Origin of the sequence: Psychrobacillus sp. FSL W7-1493, from assembly GCF_038004905.1 — a bacterium.
Lineage (GTDB): Bacteria > Bacillota > Bacilli > Bacillales_A > Planococcaceae > Psychrobacillus.
Genome location: NZ_JBBOSB010000001.1, coordinates 2,218,399 through 2,235,980, shown reverse-complemented (window position 1 = coordinate 2,235,980; position 17,582 = coordinate 2,218,399). Strand labels below are relative to the sequence as shown.

The following is a 17,582-nucleotide window of genomic DNA, read 5'->3' as shown; positions in this document are numbered from 1 at the left end:
CGAAAAATCAATTCTACTCTCTGAATTAAAACAGCTTTAGCATCGATAAAGCATTAAAAAAATTTACTCGCATAAACAAAGCTAAAAACTGTCAACAACCCCAATTTCATTATCTATTTATGTTTTTAATAGCCATTTGAAAGTTCCTTTGTTTATGTTTACAGGCACTATAAAAAAGAATTGCTAGTCAAAATCAACCAATAACTTTAACAAAGCTTTTATGTTTTAGAAAATTTGATAATGAGGGAAACACATATATCATGGGCCTATGGGCCATGACAGCGATTTCTAGGGAATAATTATTGGAAAGACTACAGTCTCTACTCGCTTTAGCGAGAACAACTGCTATGATGCAATGAAAAAAGCCCTAAAAATTTTACGATTTGTAAAATTTTAGGACTTTTAACTTATAAGGAGGATTTTGCCCCAGCCTCTTTGTTTATAAAAATATAAAAATTATGTATAGCACTATTAATCCTCATCAATCGTTAAGATGATAGCCATGGGACCTATGTCAGTCACTTCTACGGGTAGAAAGAAAGCCTGTTGGAAACCATATAACTTACTTTGTCCTACAATTACAGTAGGAGGGGTTATATCTATTTCTAATCCTTGTTGTGCAACAACCGTACATAAATTACCTGCAATCATGTTTCCTAGTTCGCCTGTAAAAGATTCAAGCATTTCTCCCTCTAAAGGCATACCAAACATAGAGGCACCAACAGAAGAAAAATAATGAGAGGATGCATCTATTATAATTCTTGCTTTCATATCGCCTACAATACCGATCAGTACAGCCATTTCCACTACCTCATATGGTTGAGACAAGAGAGTAGGTGGTTTGTAACTAAGGTTTAAAGGGATGACTGCTTTTATAGATTGAATCGTCCCATTCAATATAGTTTGTATGTTTCTAGAAAGAGTCATCTTTTTCCTCCAAGTAGTAAAGTTGAATCAATTTTAGCATAATATCTAGTCAAAAAGAATATATTTTATAGTCATTTGTGAATTGTTATGTTATTATTTAAATGAGAATGAATATCAAGTTCAGTTGAGAGGGAGATAGTCATGTTATATATTTTAATTGGCTCAACAGTTGTTATTTATAGCGTAGTCACAAAACATATATTAAGTTCAATAACACCTCAATCAAAATAATAATAATTTCTGTGATGACTTTATGACAATAAAGTCATCTTTTTTTATATTTTCTGATATGATATACATATTGTTTATTAGATAAAAAGGGGAAAAATTTCAAATGGATCAATTAGAGGAACTACAGAATATTAAACAAAAAAATGCTTTACTTGCAGCTATCTTTAAGCAAAACAAGGATAATGAAAGATATGCCAAGTCAAAGCTATTTGCAGATAAATTAGAAAAACAAACATTTACCATTGCTTTTGCTGGTCACTTCTCAGCAGGTAAATCTAGTATGATTAATGCGCTCGTAAATGAACAACTGCTACCGACTAGTCCCATTCCTACGTCGGCTAATATTGTAACTGTAAATAAAGCAGATGAAAATTATGCGATTGTCCACTTTGTTGATCAGTCTCCTGTTAAATTCTCAGGAGAATATGATATACAGCATGTAAAAAAATATTCAAAGGATGGTAGTAAGGTTTCTCAAATAGAAATTGGTCATAAAACATCTGGGCTTCCGAAAGGTATTACCGTTATGGATACGCCCGGTGTTGATTCTACAGATGACGCTCACCGAGTGTCTACGGAGTCGGCTCTCCATCTTGCAGACATCGTTTTTTATGTGATGGACTATAACCATGTACAATCTGAATTGAACTTTCAATTTACGAAACAATTGCTGCATTACAACGAAAACATATACTTAATCGTTAACCAGATTGATAAGCACCGAGAAGAAGAGTTGTCTTTTACTGCTTATAAAGATTCTGTGTCATCAGCTTTTACCGCTTGGAATGTTGTACCAAAAGATATTTACTATACCTCTTTAAAAAACAAAGAGATGCTACATAATGACTTTGAGCAAGTAAAACAAATTGTAAATGATTCCATCCTTCATAAAGAAGAACTTTTTTTGCTATCAGCTACAGCTACATTAGATAAACTAAAAGATGAGCATCTGGCATTTTTAGAAGAGGAAAAAAAAGGTCTACAGCATGAGCTAAGTTATTTATTAACTGAGGAAGATTGGATTAATGTCGAAGAAATCTTAGATCAGTTTGAAGTCTCAGAAAAACAAAAAAAGCTTCAAGAAAGCGACGCTTGGAAAAAGGTATTTGAATCTAATAGAAAAGAAATCTTAAGCAATGCCTCGATAATGACGTATGAAATTCGGGAGAAGCTAAAGAGTTATGCGGAAAGCAGGCAGGATAACTTCAAAGTTGGCTTCTTCTCGAGTAAGAAAAAGACGGAACAAGAAAGAAATAATAGGTTAAAAGAGACAATTGAGCTACTAGAGACAATTGTTTCCACTCATATTACGGCACATATTAAAAACTTAATGAAGCGGATGCTAAAAGATGTTGGTTTATTAAATGACAGTAAGACAAGTGAAATAAATAATATGTCATTTTCTTTGCCAGCCGAAATCATCGTAGATACGATGCATAATGGGGCTAGTACAACAGGTGATGCGATATTAAATTACGCAAATCGTGTAAACGATGCAGTTAGCCGATACTTTGTAAAAGAAACGGAAGCTTGGAAAGAAGAGAATATTCAATACATTGAAGAGCATTCTTCTACTGAAGACGAGCAGTTTAATAAGAAAACTGATACTTTAAGAGAAAAACAAGAAGCTATTTTAAAAGTGTCGGAAATAGAGAAAAGGGTAGAGGATCTTAACAAGTTATTAATAGCTCCTACTCTTCAAATTCGAAAAGATAGTATCAATCTTTTAAGTGAGTGGAACGAGGAACGTCAATTGTTCGAACGATCTATTGTGGAATATGTAGAGACAACTGAAGAGGAAGTAGAGGCAGTTAATGCTGTCGCTGCTGAAGAGGAGAAATCTGAGGAAGCTCCTATATTAGCATTTGATGAAATGATTCACCGTGCTAATAAAATTGGAGAGATCTTAAAAGAGCTACCTGACTTTCAGGAAGCTGCTTCCGTTATTAAGAAGAAAGCAATGCGGGTAGAAAACCAGCAATTCACCATTGCGCTTTTTGGAGCTTTTAGTGCCGGAAAATCAAGTTTTTCCAATGCGCTGATGGGAGCTAATGTGTTGCCTGTATCACCAAACCCTACTACGGCAACCATAAATAAAATACATCCCGTAACTGAAAATCATTTGCATAATACGGCTGATGTTAGCTTGAAAACGAAAGAGCAGCTTTTGGAGGATGTTAAGTTTGCCTTTGAACAATTAGGTATAACTATTATTTCTTTAGAAGAAGCCTTCGAAAAAGCTCCAGCTGCAGTAAAAGAGACCTCTACTGAGGAAGTTCATAAATCCTTTATTAACGCATTTTATATCGGATACCCGGCTGTAAAGGACAAGCTGGGAGAAGTTTTAAATGTAGATGAAAAGGAATTTTCTCTTTTTGTCGCGCAGGAATCTAAAAGCTGCTTCGTAGATTTTATTGATTTCTATTTTGATTGTGAGTTAACAAGATTAGGAGTAACTTTAGTTGATACTCCGGGAGCAGACTCCATAAATGCTAGACACACAGGTGTCGCTTTCGACTATATCAGAAATGCAGATGCAGTATTATTTGTGACGTACTTTAACCATGCTTTTGCTAAAGCAGATAGAGAATTCTTAATCCAGCTTGGCCGTGTGAAGGACTCTTTTGAGCTAGACAAGATGTTCTTTGTAGTGAATGCAATTGACCTTGCAAGCAATGAGGAAGAGGCAGATTTAGTAAAGCAATATGTCAAGGACGAGCTACAGCGTTTTGGTATTCGTTTCCCTCGAGTGTTTGGTGTCTCTAGTCTTCAAGCTTTGCAAGAAAAAGAAAATAAGATGCAGCTGCATAAAGGTATGGAGCAGTTTGAAAAATCATTCCATCAATTCTTAGAGCAGGATCTTAAGCAAATTGCTGTCATTGCTTTAGAAGAGGAATCGAATCGCCAGAAAAATAAATTGTTATCTCTCATCCAACAAACCGAGGCTAATCTAGCTCGAAAAGAAGAAAGACTGACGGAGCTTACTAATCAAGAAGAAAAAATAAGAGAACGATACACACAGTACAACGCTATATCCTTAACAAAGGATACGACGCAAGAATTAGAGTCACTACTTTTTTATGTTTTACAACGTGTGTATTATCGCTTTAATGAATTTTTCAAGGAAGCTTATAATCCTTCCCTGTTTTCTAATCACAGCGCTTCCGTTGCTTTAGACATCGCTCTAAAAGATATTCTTCAAATGATTCGTTTTGATTTGGAGCAGGAGTTACGTGTAACCAACTTCCGAGTTCTTCAATTTATCCAGAGACAAATAACCCAGCTGGATAAGGAAGAAATGAGAATCTTAAAGGATTGGAATGGAAGCTTAACTTTTAGCCCTCATGAAAGTGAGGACTATGAATTATTAGAGTTTGTAGGTCCTTTCCAAGACAAAGATAAATATAGTCACGTAAAATCATACTTTAAAAATGCTAAGTCCTTCTTCGAGAAAAATGAAAAAGAAAAGTTAAGGGATACTCTATCTGAGGAAACAAAAGTAGAAGCAACAGCCTATATCGAACAAGAGAAACAAAGACTGGTTGAATGGCTCATCCATTATGCTGAGCAAGAAATAGAGCGAGCTCGTATAAAATGGCTGAACGAATCATTACAACAGCTTGCTGCTGAGCGAAAACTGTTGGAGCAAGAAGAGACGTTGAAGCGCTGGAAAGATATTTATCAAAAAATTCAGGGTGGAGGTAATGCTTAGTGACTAAGGTTTTTATCGATCTAACTGATATTGATGCTAATACTACAAGGTTTATCGATACACGCTTTAACCTAGCTGATTCTAAGGCTGGATTTGATTTGTTTCAAGATGGGCATGTAGAAGGTGCGGTTTACTGGGACTTAGAAAAAGATCTTTCTAATATGGAGGATGTTCATGGTAGACATCCAATGATTTCGAAAGAGAAAATGACAGAACTCATACAGAGCGCAGGACTATCATTGGATGACCAAATAGTTATATACGATCAAGGAGCAGTACCTTTTTCTTTAAGAGCATATTTTTTACTAGAGTGGGCAGGCTTTAAGAATGTTAAAGTTTTACGTCAGGGTTTTGAAGAAATAAAGCAAGCACTTCCCATTACTAAGAAAATAACCTATTACGACAATACGAAAGTAGTTCCTAGTTGGAATGATAATATATTGTTAAATATGGACGATGTCCGTGAGGTTGTAAAAGGGAACAAGGAAGGTCAGTTAATTGATGCACGTGCAGCTGCTCGATTCAGAGGCGAGATAGAGCCAATTGATCCGGTAGCTGGTCATATCCCCACAGCAATTAATTATGACTGGGAACAATTAAAGCAGGGTAGTACTTTTTTAGACAAAGACTCATTAACTGCAAAGTTAAGTGATCTAACGAACAAAAAGAAGCCAGTTATCGCGTACTGCGGAAGTGGGGTAACTGCAGCTCCATTATATGCAAGCTTAAAAGAGGCTGGATATGAAGATGTTAAATTATATGTTGGTAGCTATAGTGACTGGATTCGCGAGAACGAAATAGAAACATCTACATAACTAATATAAAAATAAACATGAGGCTAGGCTGCCAATTATAAACCTTAAAAATTTTACTACCTGGTAAGGTTTCGAGGATTCTATTCTAATCACCTGGAGTTGTTTTCCGATACAGCGGACGCTTTCTGGGGGGTCTGCAAACAACTAAAATGAAGAAATGTCTTAAAAAACCGTGAAATCAAGTTGCCGATTTCACGGTTTTTTTATTGCATTTTTAACTTTAACTACTCATATTTAACGTACAAAAAGATACTTCTTATTAATATAGGTGCTTTCTTCAGTAGCAATTACTTCAGCATATGGAATACCAAATAGAGTATAAGCAGTAAGCACGGAATATTCAGCTTGACCCGTATTTTCATCTATGATCGTATCATTGACCTCATACGAGACAACCATGAGATTATCAATCGAGTGTTGAAAAGTATTAATTGTAGTCCCTATAAAAGTATCATTCATCTGCGTATTGGTAATCCCTGTAGGTAGAAATGCTGCAAAAAAAGTAATGAATACAATTACTTTTAAAAATGCTTTGCCGGGATGAAAAAATGCTCTTTTTCTTTTCATGAACTTCATAATCGATATCTCCAATCTTTTATACACGTTCTATTAGCTTATTCATCATAATTCCTTTCAATGAATGTTATTTTCGTCAGTAAAAGGAAATAGGACTAATATCTTTAATTTCCAGTGTATTTAAGTTAGTATTGGAAAGACTAAATGATATCTTTTTAAATATTTTTCCTTTATAATTAATTGTCGTGCAAGAGAATTTGGTGTATAATAGGCGAATTGTATGTGTAAGAAAAGAGGGGCTAAATAATGAAAAAATCAATTTATGGTCTAACTAGAGACCAATTAATAGAATGGTTAATGGAACATGGTCAAAAAAAATTCCGTGCGGAACAAGTATGGGATTGGTTATATATTAAACGAGTACAAAGCTTTGCGGAAATGAAAAATGTAAACAAAGACTGTTTGGATCTTTTAGAAGAAAATTTCGTTATCCAAACGCTAAAAGAAAGTGTAAAACAGGAGTCGGCAGATGGAACGATTAAATTCCTTTTTGAAATGCAAGATGGGAATTTAATTGAAACAGTATTAATGCGTTTTAAATACGGTCTGTCCGTATGTGTAACAACTCAAGTTGGCTGTAATATCGGCTGTAGCTTTTGTGCAAGTGGTCTTTTAAAGAAGAGTCGTGACTTAGATGCTGGAGAGATAGTTGGACAAATTATGAAGGTTCAAGAGCATTTAGATCAGCTTCAAAAAGACGAGCGTGTAAGTCATATCGTAGTAATGGGTATTGGCGAGCCATTTGACAACTACAAAAACCTTATGAACTTCTTAAGAACAGTTAATGATCAAAAAGGACTTGCAATTGGTGCACGTCATATCACTGTTTCTACAAGTGGGCTAGCTAAGAAAATTATTGACTTTGCTAATGAAAATATTCAAGTAAATCTTGCTGTTTCTTTACATGCTCCAAATGACGAGCTTCGTTCTCAAATCATGGTTATCAATAAAGCCTTCCCAATTGAGAAAGTAATGGCTGCTGTTGACTATTATTTAGAAAAAACAAACCGTCGTATTACATTTGAGTATATCCTACTTAAAGACGTTAATGATCATGTGGAAGAAGCGCAGCAGTTGGCTAAGCTATTGGAAAATAAGCGACATCTTTCATATGTTAACTTAATTCCTTATAATCCGGTAGATGAGCATGGACAGTACCAACGTAGTACTGAAAAATCCATTAGTGCTTTCTTCCAAACATTGAAGAATAAAGGAATAAACTGTGGAGTACGTATGGAGCAGGGTACTGATATTGATGCAGCCTGTGGTCAATTACGTAGTAAACAAATTAAAAAAGAAAAAGCTGGAACAAAATAATTTATTAAAAAACGCATCTGCCTCATTCAGGCGGATGCGTTTTTTGTTTCTTATCCATTTTGTCAGGATGTTCATCAATCGTATGCTTATAAGCATAGCCCTTGTTAATAGTGAAAATCGTTAAAGCTAGAACTATGACGAATATAATAATACTTATTATTATGACAGTACCCATAAAAAGATATCCTCCTAATTCACGCATTATAGTTACATCATAGCACAAATGGCTTTAGTCAATCTGAGTCTACAAAGTGGCAACTTATATAGGAAAAGCGAGATATGGAAGCTCATAAAAAGGCTATCCCCTTCAAGAGGATAGCCTTACTAAATTTATACAGTTGCAGTTACGTTCATAACTTCTTCAATTCTTTCCCATGGAAGTTCCATTGCCGCAGCAACGCCTTGACCATAAGCAGGGTCTGCTTTGTAGCAGTGAATGATGTGACGGATTTTAATGAAATCTTCTACGCCATTCATATTACGAGCAGTATTTTCAAATAGGACTTGTTGTTGCTCAGGGTTCATAAGATTGAACAATTTACCTGGTTGCTCAAAGTAGTTGTCGTCATCTTCACGGAAATCCCATTGAGTTGCTGCCCCATCAAGAGATAAAGCAGGTTCTTTATATTGAGGTTGATCTTTCCATTGACCATAGCTGTTTGGCTCGTAAGTCATGGTGCTTCCTTTATTGCCATCTACACGCATAGCACCATCGCGGTGGTAAGAGTGGAATGGGCATTTAGGTTGGTTAACTGGAATTTGATGATGGTTAACACCTAAACGGTAACGTGCTGCATCTCCATAAGAGAATAGGCGACCTTGTAGCATTCTATCTGGAGAGAAGCTGATACCAGGTACTACGTTAGCTGGTGTAAATGCAGCTTGCTCTACTTCTGCAAAATAGTTATCTGGGTTGCGGTTTAATTCGAATTCTCCAACTGGAATTAGTGGGAAATCTTTTTTATACCAAACTTTTGTTAAATCAAATGGATTATAAGGCATATTGTTAGCTTGTTCTTCCGTCATCACTTGGATATACATTTTCCATTTAGGGAAGTTACCTGCGTCAATTGCTTCCATTAGATCACGTTGGTGACTTTCACGGTCTACTCCTACGATTTCAACTGCTTCTTGGTCAGTAAGGTTTTCAATTCCTTGTACTGATTTCATGTGGAATTTAACCCAAACACGTTGACCTTCCGCATTGATCATTGAGAATGTATGGCTTCCAAACCCGTCCATCGTACGGTAGGATTTTGGTAATCCACGCTCACTCATTACGATAGTAATTTGGTGAAGTGCTTCTGGAAGAGAAGTCCAGAAATCCCAGTTGCTATTAGCGCTACGCATATTTGTGCGTGGGTCACGCTTAATGGCATGGTTTAAATCTGGGAATTTTAATGGATCACGGAAGAAGAATACTGGTGTGTTGTTCCCAACTAAATCCCAGTTACCTTGTTCTGTATAGAAACGCATTGCAAATCCACGAATATCACGCTCAGCATCCGCTGCACCGCGTTCTCCAGCAACAGTTGAGAAACGTACGAACATTTCTGTTTCTTTTCCGATTTCAGAGAAAAGACTAGCGCATGTATATTGAGTAATGTCATGAGTTACAGTAAATTTACCGTAAGCACCTGAGCCTTTCGCATGCATACGACGCTCTGGAATGACTTCTCTATCAAAGTGTGCTAGTTTCTCTAATAACCAAACGTCTTGAAGTAGAAGAGGACCTCTTCTACCAGCAGATTGTGAGTTTTGGTTATCTACTACTGGTGCGCCAGCTGCAGTTGTCATCTTGTTATTTTGATTTTCAGACATTCTTTTTCCCCCTAGATTAGAATCTTTATAATACAAGAATTATTATATCAAAGGGAAAGTGATAATGCTAGAATTAGATTATAATTATTTTTATCTGCACATAGTTTGTGAACAATTTTTGGCGCCTTTAAACTAATATAAATGTAGATATAAAGCTATTCTTCTATATTAATAACTCAAAAAGCGTGCTATCTTTATTCACTTCCTTAAAAGAAAATCCATTTTCATTCATTCTCATTAAGAGTCCTGAATAATCATTACTAGTTTTCAATTCAATACCTACTAATGCCGGTCCGCTTTCTTTATTGTTTTTTTTCGTATATTCAAAGGTTGTAATGTCATCATTCGGACCGAGTACTTTATCTAGGAATTGTCGTAAAGCTCCAGCTCTTTGTGGGAAGCTCACGATAAAGTAGTAGAGTAGACCTTCATGAATCAATGACTTTTCTTTAATCTCTTGCATTCTTCCAATATCATTGTTACCACCACTAATAATACAAACTACAGATTTTCCTTTAATTTGTTCCTTATAAGAGTCAAGCGCTGCTACTGATAATGCTCCAGCAGGCTCTGCGATAATAGCGTGTTTATTGTACAGGTCTAAAATGGTGGTGCATACCTTTCCTTCTGGAACAAGTGTAATATCATCCACGTATTTGGCTACCACTTGATGCGTTAGCTTTCCGACGCACTTAACCGCTGCCCCATCTACAAATTTATCTATCGTTTCAAGTACGATTGGCCCGCTGTTTGCTATTGCTGCCTTCATACTTGCTGCTCCAGCAGGCTCTACACCAATAATTTGTGTGCTAGGAGATAGATTCTTTATATAGGAAGAAACACCAGACACTAAACCTCCTCCACCAATGCTACTAAAAACATAATCTAGCTTTTCATCAATATCATTCATAATCTCAACTGCGACTGTACCTTGACCTGCAATGATATCTAAATCGTCAAAAGGGTGGATAAACAGTCGATCATTCTCATTTGCGTAGGCAACGGCACTGCTAGCTGAATCATCAAAAGTATCACCAGCTAGAATAATTTCGACAAACTCACGTCCAAACATTCTTACCTGTTCAATTTTTTGACTCGGAGTAGTCAATGGCATAAAAATTTTTGCATATATTCCTAAATGGGCACAAGCATAAGCAACACCCTGAGCATGATTTCCTGCACTTGCACAAACAACTCCATTTTCACGAGCCTTTTCTTCAACCGATTTAATTTTATAGTAAGCTCCTCTCAGTTTAAATGAGCGAACATGTTGAAGATCTTCACGTTTAAAATAGATATTAGCCTCGTATTTCTCCGACAGATAGTCGTTTTTTTGTAAAGGTGTATGTAACACAACCTCTTTTAAAAATTGATGCGCTCTTAACACATCTTCAATTTGAAGTAATTTTGTCTCCGCAAGTTGCATTAGATGACCCTCCTAATTTTAATTATTCGTATATTTTAACACACTACAGCAATAAACCCCTAATATATTTTTGATAATTCAAAACAATGTAACATTTGTAGGTTATTGTTAATTATAAACACATTTTGTTGACAATTTTGTTAACTTAGAACATAATATGTTCATAGTTAACATAAAGTTGTGTTGAGGAGATTGAATTATGCTTCCAATTAACAGAAAAAAGAAAATAATTGATGAGCTTTCTATAAAGGGGAAGGTTGAAATATTAGAGCTTGTAGACCTTTTAGAGGTTTCTGCAATGACTATTAGAAGAGATTTAGATGAACTAGAAAAGCAAAAGAAATTAATTAGAACTCACGGAGGGGCGGCACTACCACAAGCGATCATTGGAGAGCAATCCTATGAACAAAAGCTCTCAGAAGCTCATCTACAGAAGAAGGAAATCGCACAAATAGCAGTAGGCTTAGTAAAGGATGGTATGAGAATTCTATTGGATTCTGGTACTACGACATTAGAGATTGCCAGATTATTAAAATCCCGTTCAAATATAACAGTAGTAACAAATGATATTAAAATTGCAGCAGAATTAACCGACTCGAAATTAGAAGTAATTTTACTGGGTGGTAAGGTACAGAATGGGGTTGGGGCAATATTAGGGTCATTTGCAGAACAAATGCTTAAAAACATTCACGTTGACATACTGTTCCTAGGTGCACATGCTGTGCATTCCAATCTCGGTATTACATCTGCGACATTTGAGAAAGCATCTATTAAAAAAGAAATGATAAACGTCAGTGAGGCTGTCTATCTAACTGTAGATGCACAGAAATTTGGGAAAAAAGCATTTGCTAAAATAGCGGATGTGGACTCGGTTACCGGCATCATAACAGATAGCACTATTTCCAAAGAAGTAGAAGATATCTATAAGGAAAAATCTTCTTTTATAAAGGGAGTGACAAAGTGAAAATAGGTATCATTGCAGATGATTTAACAGGAGCAAATGCCACTGGAGTCCGGTTAGCTAAAAACGGATTTATGAGTGCTACAGTCGTTTTCGGAGGAGAAGTGCCTAAAAATAGTGATTTTACTTCTATAAGTATAGATACAGATAGCAGGTACTGTTCTCCGTCTAATGCGGAAGAGCGAGTTCTGAAAGCATATGAACAGCTGACCAATTGGGGAGCAAGCGTTATTGGCAAACGAATTGATAGTACGGTTAGGGGTAACTTGGGAGTAGAGACAGATGCACTGTTAAATGCCATTGGCGGTAACTCTATAGCCATTGTAGTAGCTTCTTATCCAGATTCCGGAAGGGTAGTGTCTGGTGGTTATCTTTTAGTGGATGGGGTGCCAGTGGAGGCAACAGATGTCGCTAAAGACCCTATGAATCCAATTAGTATCTCACATGTTCCAACTATAATGGAAAATCAAAGTAAGTTAAAAGTTTCACATGTAGGGCTCGGTACAGTTTTAAAAGGTAAAGAGTCCATTCAATTACAGATCGTTAAACAAATTGAAGCGATGAATCGGATTATAGTGGTGGATGCAGTGACAAATGAAGAAATAGATAACATTGCAGAGGCGATGGCTTCCATAGATGGGATACATTTTATCCCTGTTGATCCAGGTCCACTTTCTGCCTCTTACGGGAGAATGAAAGCCCATCAACATGTTCAAACAAATAAATTTATCGTGACTGTTGGCAGTATTACACCCTTAACTGGGAGACAGCTAAATTATCTGATAGATAAAAAGAATGCGGAACCTGTATATGTGCATGCGAGTGCTTTAGCATCGATGACGAATTCCTGGGAGGAAGAAATTGCTCGAGCTACTGAAGAAGCTTTGTCTAAATTAGAAGATCAAGAAGTATTGATAATTACTACTTACACGCCTGGAACCGAAAAGCTCAACCTTTCAGAAATTGCTTTAAAAGAAGGGGTTACTGAAGAAAAACTGGCAAAGCGTTTAACAGAGGGACTGGCTAGAGTGACAAACAATGTGGTTCAGCAGACAAATCACCAAATAGACGGTACTTTTTCAAGTGGAGGGGATGTAACTGCGGCCATTTGTGCGGTAAGTAATGCAACTGCAATAGGCTTACAGGATGAAGTTATTCCTTTAGCTGCTTATGGTCATTTTATAGGTGGAACCTTTGATGGGATACCTGTCATTACTAAAGGTGGAATGGTAGGAGACAAATATTCAATTTATAAATGCGTAAGATTTTTAACGAATAAAAAAGAAGAAGGAAGTGTTCTAGTATGACAACAAGAGAAATTATTGCGATACCAATGGGTGATGCAGCGGGAATCGGCCCAGAAATTACAGTTAAGTCACTAGCTAAAGAAGAAATTTACTCTATGTGTAAACCACTTGTGATAGGGGACGCTAAAATTATTCGCAAAGCGATCGAAGTAACAGGTGTAGATTTAGAGATTAATATAGTTACTACTCCAACGGACGGTTCTTATGAGTATGGAGTAATAGATATCATAGATTTGAATAATATTAATATAGAGCAATTTAAACCGGGTGAAGTTTCTGCTCAAAATGGTCAAGCAGCATTTGAATTCATTAAAAAGTCAGTGGAGCTAGCAATGACTGGAGAAGTAAAGGCACTGGCAACCACTCCAATTAACAAGGAATCATTAAAAGCTGCAAATGTTCCTTACATTGGACACACGGAAATGCTTGAAGATCTTGGTGGTGCTCCAGATCCTTTAACTATGTTCCAAGTCAATGGGATGCGTATTTTCTTCTTGACTCGTCACTTGTCTGTTGCAGATGCTATTAAACAGATGACTAAAGAGCGTGTTCGAGATTATTTAAATAGATGTGACCAAGCTTTGAAGCGTTTAGGTGTCGAGAGTCGTAAGTTAGCTGTTGCAGGGCTAAATCCTCATGCAGGCGAGGGAGGCTTGTTCGGGATGGAGGAAGTGAATGAGATTAAACCAGGTGTTGAGCTTGCTAAAGCAGATGGAATCGATGCGTATGGCCCAGTGCCAGCTGACTCCGTATTCTTCCAAGCACTTAATGGTAAATATGATGCAGTTCTTTCTTTGTACCACGATCAAGGTCATATTGCAGCTAAGATGACTGATTTTCATCGTACTATTTCCATTACGAATGGGCTTCCATTTTTACGTACTTCCGTAGATCATGGCACAGCTTTTGATATAGCTTGGAATAACATCGCATCTGAGGTAAGTATGTACGAATGCATCAAGCTAGCTGCCGAGTATGCGCCTAAGTTTACACGCGAGTCTTTGTAGATTTTGTAGAAAGGAAAGGGGGAAACCCCTTTTCTATTTAATTATACATAATTGAAAGGGGTTTCAGAGATGGTTTTAGAAATGCAAATGTTATTGGGGTTAGTTATCGGTGTTACTGTTTTAATTTTACTTGTGTTAAAAACAAAGATTCATGCTTTTTTAGCTTTACTTATTGCTGCTTCTATTACAGGACTTATCGGCGGGATGGAGCCATTAAAAGTAGTTAACTCTATTACAAGTGGTTTTGGTAACACACTAGCTTCTATAGGGATTGTAGTAGGGCTAGGGGTTATGATGGGTAGAATTTTAGAAGTAACTGGAGCAGCTGAAAAGCTTGCTTATACGTTAATTAGAGTAGTTGGAAAGAAGAAGGAAGAATGGGCAATGGCGATTGCTGGTTATTTTGTATCAATTCCAATTTTCGTTGATTCGGCATTTGTCATTTTAAATCCTTTAGTAAAGTCATTATCACGTAAAACTGGTAAATCCGTAGTGACACTGGGTGTTGCTTTAGCGATTGGTTTAGCTGCAACTCACCATGCAGTTCCACCGACACCAGGTCCATTAGGAGTAGCAGGTATTTTTGGAGTAGATATAGGGGAAATGATCCTTTGGGGATTAATATTTGCAATTCCAATTATTATAATAGGTGTTTTTTATGCAAAATGGGTTGGTAAAAGAATCTACCAAGTTCCAGAAGAAGATGGAGAAGGATTTGTGCGTAAGGATTCTTCCGAGATGGTGTATAAAGATTTTTTAGCTGCTTCTGCTGACCGAGAAAAAGAACTACCATCTTTCTTTATTTCATTTTTACCAATATTATTGCCAATCATATTAATATTCTTGAATACTACGCTAACCGCTTTAGAAATAACAGGAGGGGTTTGGGAATATGTGTTGTTCCTTGGACAACCGATTATCGCATTAGCCCTTGGATTAGTTGTAGCGATTTATGGGTTAGCTAATCAGATGAAAAAAGACGAAGCGTTAGAAAGAATGGAAGAGGGTATGACAACTGCTGGTATTATCCTGCTAGTTACAGGTGCTGGGGGCGCTCTAGGTACAGTGTTGCGTGACAGTGGTACTGGAGATTATTTAGCTGAAATCATAGCTGGTTTACCATTGCCTGCAATACTTGTGCCATTCTTTATCGCTTCTATTGTACGATTAATACAAGGAAGCGGGACCGTTGCAATGATAACAGCCGCTTCTATTTCTGCTCCGATCCTAGCTAATCTTGACGTTAACTTAGTTTTGGCGGCTCAAGCTGCAGCACTAGGAGCGATGTTGTTTTCATATTTCAACGATTCTTTATTCTGGGTTGTTAATCGTATGTTAGGTATAACCAAACTAAAAGAACAAATTTTAGTTTGGTCTGTACCAACAACTATAGCGTGGGGAACTTCTTTGATTATGCTAATTATTGCAAATGCAATAGTAGGTTAATAGAGTAAAAGAGTACTCCCCCATTCACAAAAACCTTTATATTACAAGTATTACAGGTGCCTGGCACTTGTAATACTTGTAAATGATAGTGAAATAATAATGATATTATTCAACAATAGTTTAGGCTCGATTCTAATATAATTTAGCATGTACCCCATGAGTAATAAGCTTTAAGGTTATATAATTACTAAATACTATTTGCAAAGTTTTATCTTAAACATCAGACAAAAATAAAGCCCTGAAATTTTACAACAGTAAAATTTCAGGGCTTTTCATTTTCGGGAGTGATTATTTCCAACTATATTTAATAGGAAATAAAATGTCTTAATCCAACTAGCTGCCTAGATCAAAATTCACTAAAATAGAATCTTAAAAAGTGTCTATAAGGGAACTAGCCCTATGCTAACAAAATTAAAAATAAATGAACTACTAGTTTATTCTCACGCCGCCTATACTACTTAATAAAACCGAAGTTATTTAAAGGATAATACGTCATGTTCACGGTACCTAGTACTATATCCATAGATATGAACCCAACACTAGGCTCTCGGCTGTCATTACTAAAGCGCCTATTGTCTCCAAGTACAAATAACGAACCCTCTGGTACTACTACTTCACCCAAGTAGTCTTCAAGGGTAAAGTCCTGGGTTAGCGTGCCATGATCAATTAATTCTTTTTTCAATTCATCTAAATAAGGCTCATCGTATTTTTTTCCATTTATTAAAAGCTCATCATCTTTATAGGTAATATGGTCGCCAGGTAAACCTATAACTCGCTTGATGTAATTAGTGTCCTTATTAACCTTAAAAACAATAACATCAAATCGCTCATAGTCATTAAATTTAGGGCCGATTTTATTGACCATAACCTTATCTCCATTTTCAAAGGTAGGAAGCATAGAAGCACCTTCCACTTCTATAGGTATAAATAAAAAGAAGCGTATCCCAAAGGCAAGCAAAACAGCAATTCCAATTGCTCCGATCCATTCTCGCAATTCGTTTTTTCCATTCTTTTTTTTCAAATTTCCTACCTCACATTTCTACATTCTCTTCTATTTATTTTACCACAATATAGCAATAAGGAACTATTAAATGGTCTCACTGATATTGGTTCAATAGCTTGAAGAACTGTATGGTAAAGTCGTGGAATACCTTTTCTGATGGTGACAAATCCCTAGTCACTGGACTAATCATACCTACTGTCCTTTGGAGTGGTGGAGATATTAGTGGAACCTTAGTTGTAAATCTAGGGATAGAGTCATAGAAAGTACTGTCTGGTAGTATCGTGATTCCTACACCGGCAGCAACTAGACCTTTTATGGCAACCATATCTTCTCCAACAGATGAACTTTTAGGTGTAAACCCTACGGAATGACAAGCATCATAAACAAGTTTATGCAATATATATCCTTTTGGAAATAAAACAAAGTCTTCTTCTCTCATATCAATTAAGGGGATCTTTTCTCTTTTTGCAAAGCGATGATTCGTAGGTACTAGTACAGAAAAGTTTTCCGAAAACAAAATGGTGGTATTAATAGTATTATCCTTTGGAGGAAGTGGACCTAAAAAAGCGATATTAATATCTCGTTTTTTGACTGCCTCGATTAAATGATTATAAGAACCTTGTCTCAACTGGAATGCTACGTTAGGATGCTCCTTTTTAAAGGCAGAAATAACTGTGGGGAGTAAATGACCAGCCAAACTAGTTGGGAAACCGATTTTAATAGTTCCTTTTTCTGGATCTAGATACTCATCAATTTGTTTTTTGGCAAAATCGATTGCTTGTAGGGCAGACATGCAATGCTCTAAAAAAATCTTACCTATTGGCGTTAATTTTACATTTCGCCCAATACGTTCGAATAATTCCACACCCAGTTCACTTTCTAGATTAGCGATTTGTCTACTAACTGCAGACTGTGCTACGTGTAAATGAATAGCTGCATCCGAAATATGTTCTCTTTCTGCGACTTCTTTAAAGTATCTTAATTGCCTGATTTCCATAGTTTTCTCCTAACCTATCTCAAAAGTAGATTGTTT

Annotated in this window: 14 protein-coding genes; 7 read left to right on the top strand and 7 right to left on the bottom strand. The window is 36.4% G+C overall.

Annotation, left to right across the window (positions count from 1 at the left end; all coding sequences use genetic code 11):
* Positions 1-471: 471 nt before the first annotated feature.
* A complete protein-coding gene (locus MKX96_RS11310) occupies positions 472-927 on the bottom strand; it encodes a chemotaxis protein CheX (protein WP_340883686.1) in 456 nt (151 codons plus the stop codon).
* 334 nt (positions 928-1,261) lie between these two features.
* On the opposite strand from MKX96_RS11310, the gene MKX96_RS11305 reads away from it, so the two are divergent.
* Entirely contained in the window at positions 1,262-4,870 is a 3,609-nt protein-coding gene (locus tag MKX96_RS11305; RefSeq protein WP_340883685.1) for a dynamin family protein, read from the top strand.
* The gene (locus MKX96_RS11300) at positions 4,870-5,685 is read left to right on the top strand and encodes a sulfurtransferase (protein WP_340883684.1); all 816 of its coding nucleotides are present in this window, start codon (positions 4,870-4,872) and stop codon (positions 5,683-5,685) included. Before MKX96_RS11305 ends, MKX96_RS11300 begins: the two co-directional genes overlap by 1 nt.
* A 234-nt stretch (positions 5,686-5,919) precedes the next feature.
* On the opposite strand, the gene MKX96_RS11295 is transcribed toward MKX96_RS11300, so the two are convergent.
* A complete protein-coding gene (locus tag MKX96_RS11295; RefSeq protein ID WP_298471798.1) occupies positions 5,920-6,261 on the bottom strand; it encodes a hypothetical protein in 342 nt (113 codons plus the stop codon).
* A 246-nt stretch (positions 6,262-6,507) separates the two neighbouring features.
* Here MKX96_RS11295 and rlmN point away from each other — a divergent pair, with 246 nt between their 5' ends.
* On the top strand, positions 6,508-7,578 hold the full coding sequence (gene rlmN / locus MKX96_RS11290) for a 23S rRNA (adenine(2503)-C(2))-methyltransferase RlmN (RefSeq protein ID WP_169359529.1): 1,071 nt from the start codon (positions 6,508-6,510) through the stop codon (positions 7,576-7,578).
* A 22-nt stretch (positions 7,579-7,600) separates the two neighbouring features.
* Here rlmN and ytzI read toward each other — a convergent pair whose 3' ends face one another.
* From ytzI to ilvA, 3 genes are all read right to left on the bottom strand, one after another.
* The gene (gene ytzI, locus MKX96_RS11285; protein WP_169359528.1) at positions 7,601-7,753 is read right to left on the bottom strand and encodes a YtzI protein; all 153 of its coding nucleotides are present in this window, start codon (positions 7,751-7,753) and stop codon (positions 7,601-7,603) included.
* 155 nt (positions 7,754-7,908) lie between these two features.
* Positions 7,909-9,399: a catalase gene (locus MKX96_RS11280; protein ID WP_298471794.1), complete on the bottom strand. Its 1,491-nt coding sequence runs from the start codon at positions 9,397-9,399 to the stop codon at positions 7,909-7,911.
* A 163-nt stretch (positions 9,400-9,562) separates the two neighbouring features.
* A complete protein-coding gene (gene ilvA, locus MKX96_RS11275) occupies positions 9,563-10,825 on the bottom strand; it encodes a threonine ammonia-lyase IlvA (protein ID WP_340883683.1) in 1,263 nt (420 codons plus the stop codon).
* Between the two features lie 199 nt (positions 10,826-11,024).
* Between ilvA and MKX96_RS11270 the strand changes: the two genes are divergently transcribed.
* The 4 genes from MKX96_RS11270 (at position 11,025) to MKX96_RS11255 (ending at position 15,546) form a co-directional block, all read left to right on the top strand.
* The gene (locus MKX96_RS11270) at positions 11,025-11,789 is read left to right on the top strand and encodes a DeoR/GlpR family DNA-binding transcription regulator (RefSeq protein WP_340883681.1); all 765 of its coding nucleotides are present in this window, start codon (positions 11,025-11,027) and stop codon (positions 11,787-11,789) included.
* Positions 11,786-13,093 (top strand): four-carbon acid sugar kinase family protein, encoded by a 1,308-nt coding sequence (locus MKX96_RS11265; RefSeq protein WP_340883680.1) that lies wholly within the window; start codon positions 11,786-11,788, stop codon positions 13,091-13,093. Before MKX96_RS11270 ends, MKX96_RS11265 begins: the two co-directional genes overlap by 4 nt.
* Positions 13,090-14,100: a 4-hydroxythreonine-4-phosphate dehydrogenase PdxA gene (gene pdxA / locus MKX96_RS11260; protein WP_340883679.1), complete on the top strand. Its 1,011-nt coding sequence runs from the start codon at positions 13,090-13,092 to the stop codon at positions 14,098-14,100. The genes MKX96_RS11265 and pdxA overlap by 4 nt, the downstream gene beginning before the upstream one ends.
* A gap of 69 nt (positions 14,101-14,169) precedes the next feature.
* On the top strand, positions 14,170-15,546 hold the full coding sequence (locus MKX96_RS11255) for a GntP family permease (RefSeq protein ID WP_340883677.1): 1,377 nt from the start codon (positions 14,170-14,172) through the stop codon (positions 15,544-15,546).
* Between the two features lie 454 nt (positions 15,547-16,000).
* Here MKX96_RS11255 and lepB read toward each other — a convergent pair whose 3' ends face one another.
* Together lepB and MKX96_RS11245 are read right to left on the bottom strand one after the other, a co-directional pair.
* Entirely contained in the window at positions 16,001-16,567 is a 567-nt protein-coding gene (gene lepB / locus MKX96_RS11250; RefSeq protein WP_340883675.1) for a signal peptidase I, read from the bottom strand.
* Between the two features lie 76 nt (positions 16,568-16,643).
* On the bottom strand, positions 16,644-17,546 hold the full coding sequence (locus tag MKX96_RS11245; RefSeq protein WP_340883674.1) for a LysR family transcriptional regulator: 903 nt from the start codon (positions 17,544-17,546) through the stop codon (positions 16,644-16,646).
* Positions 17,547-17,582 lie beyond the last annotated feature (36 nt).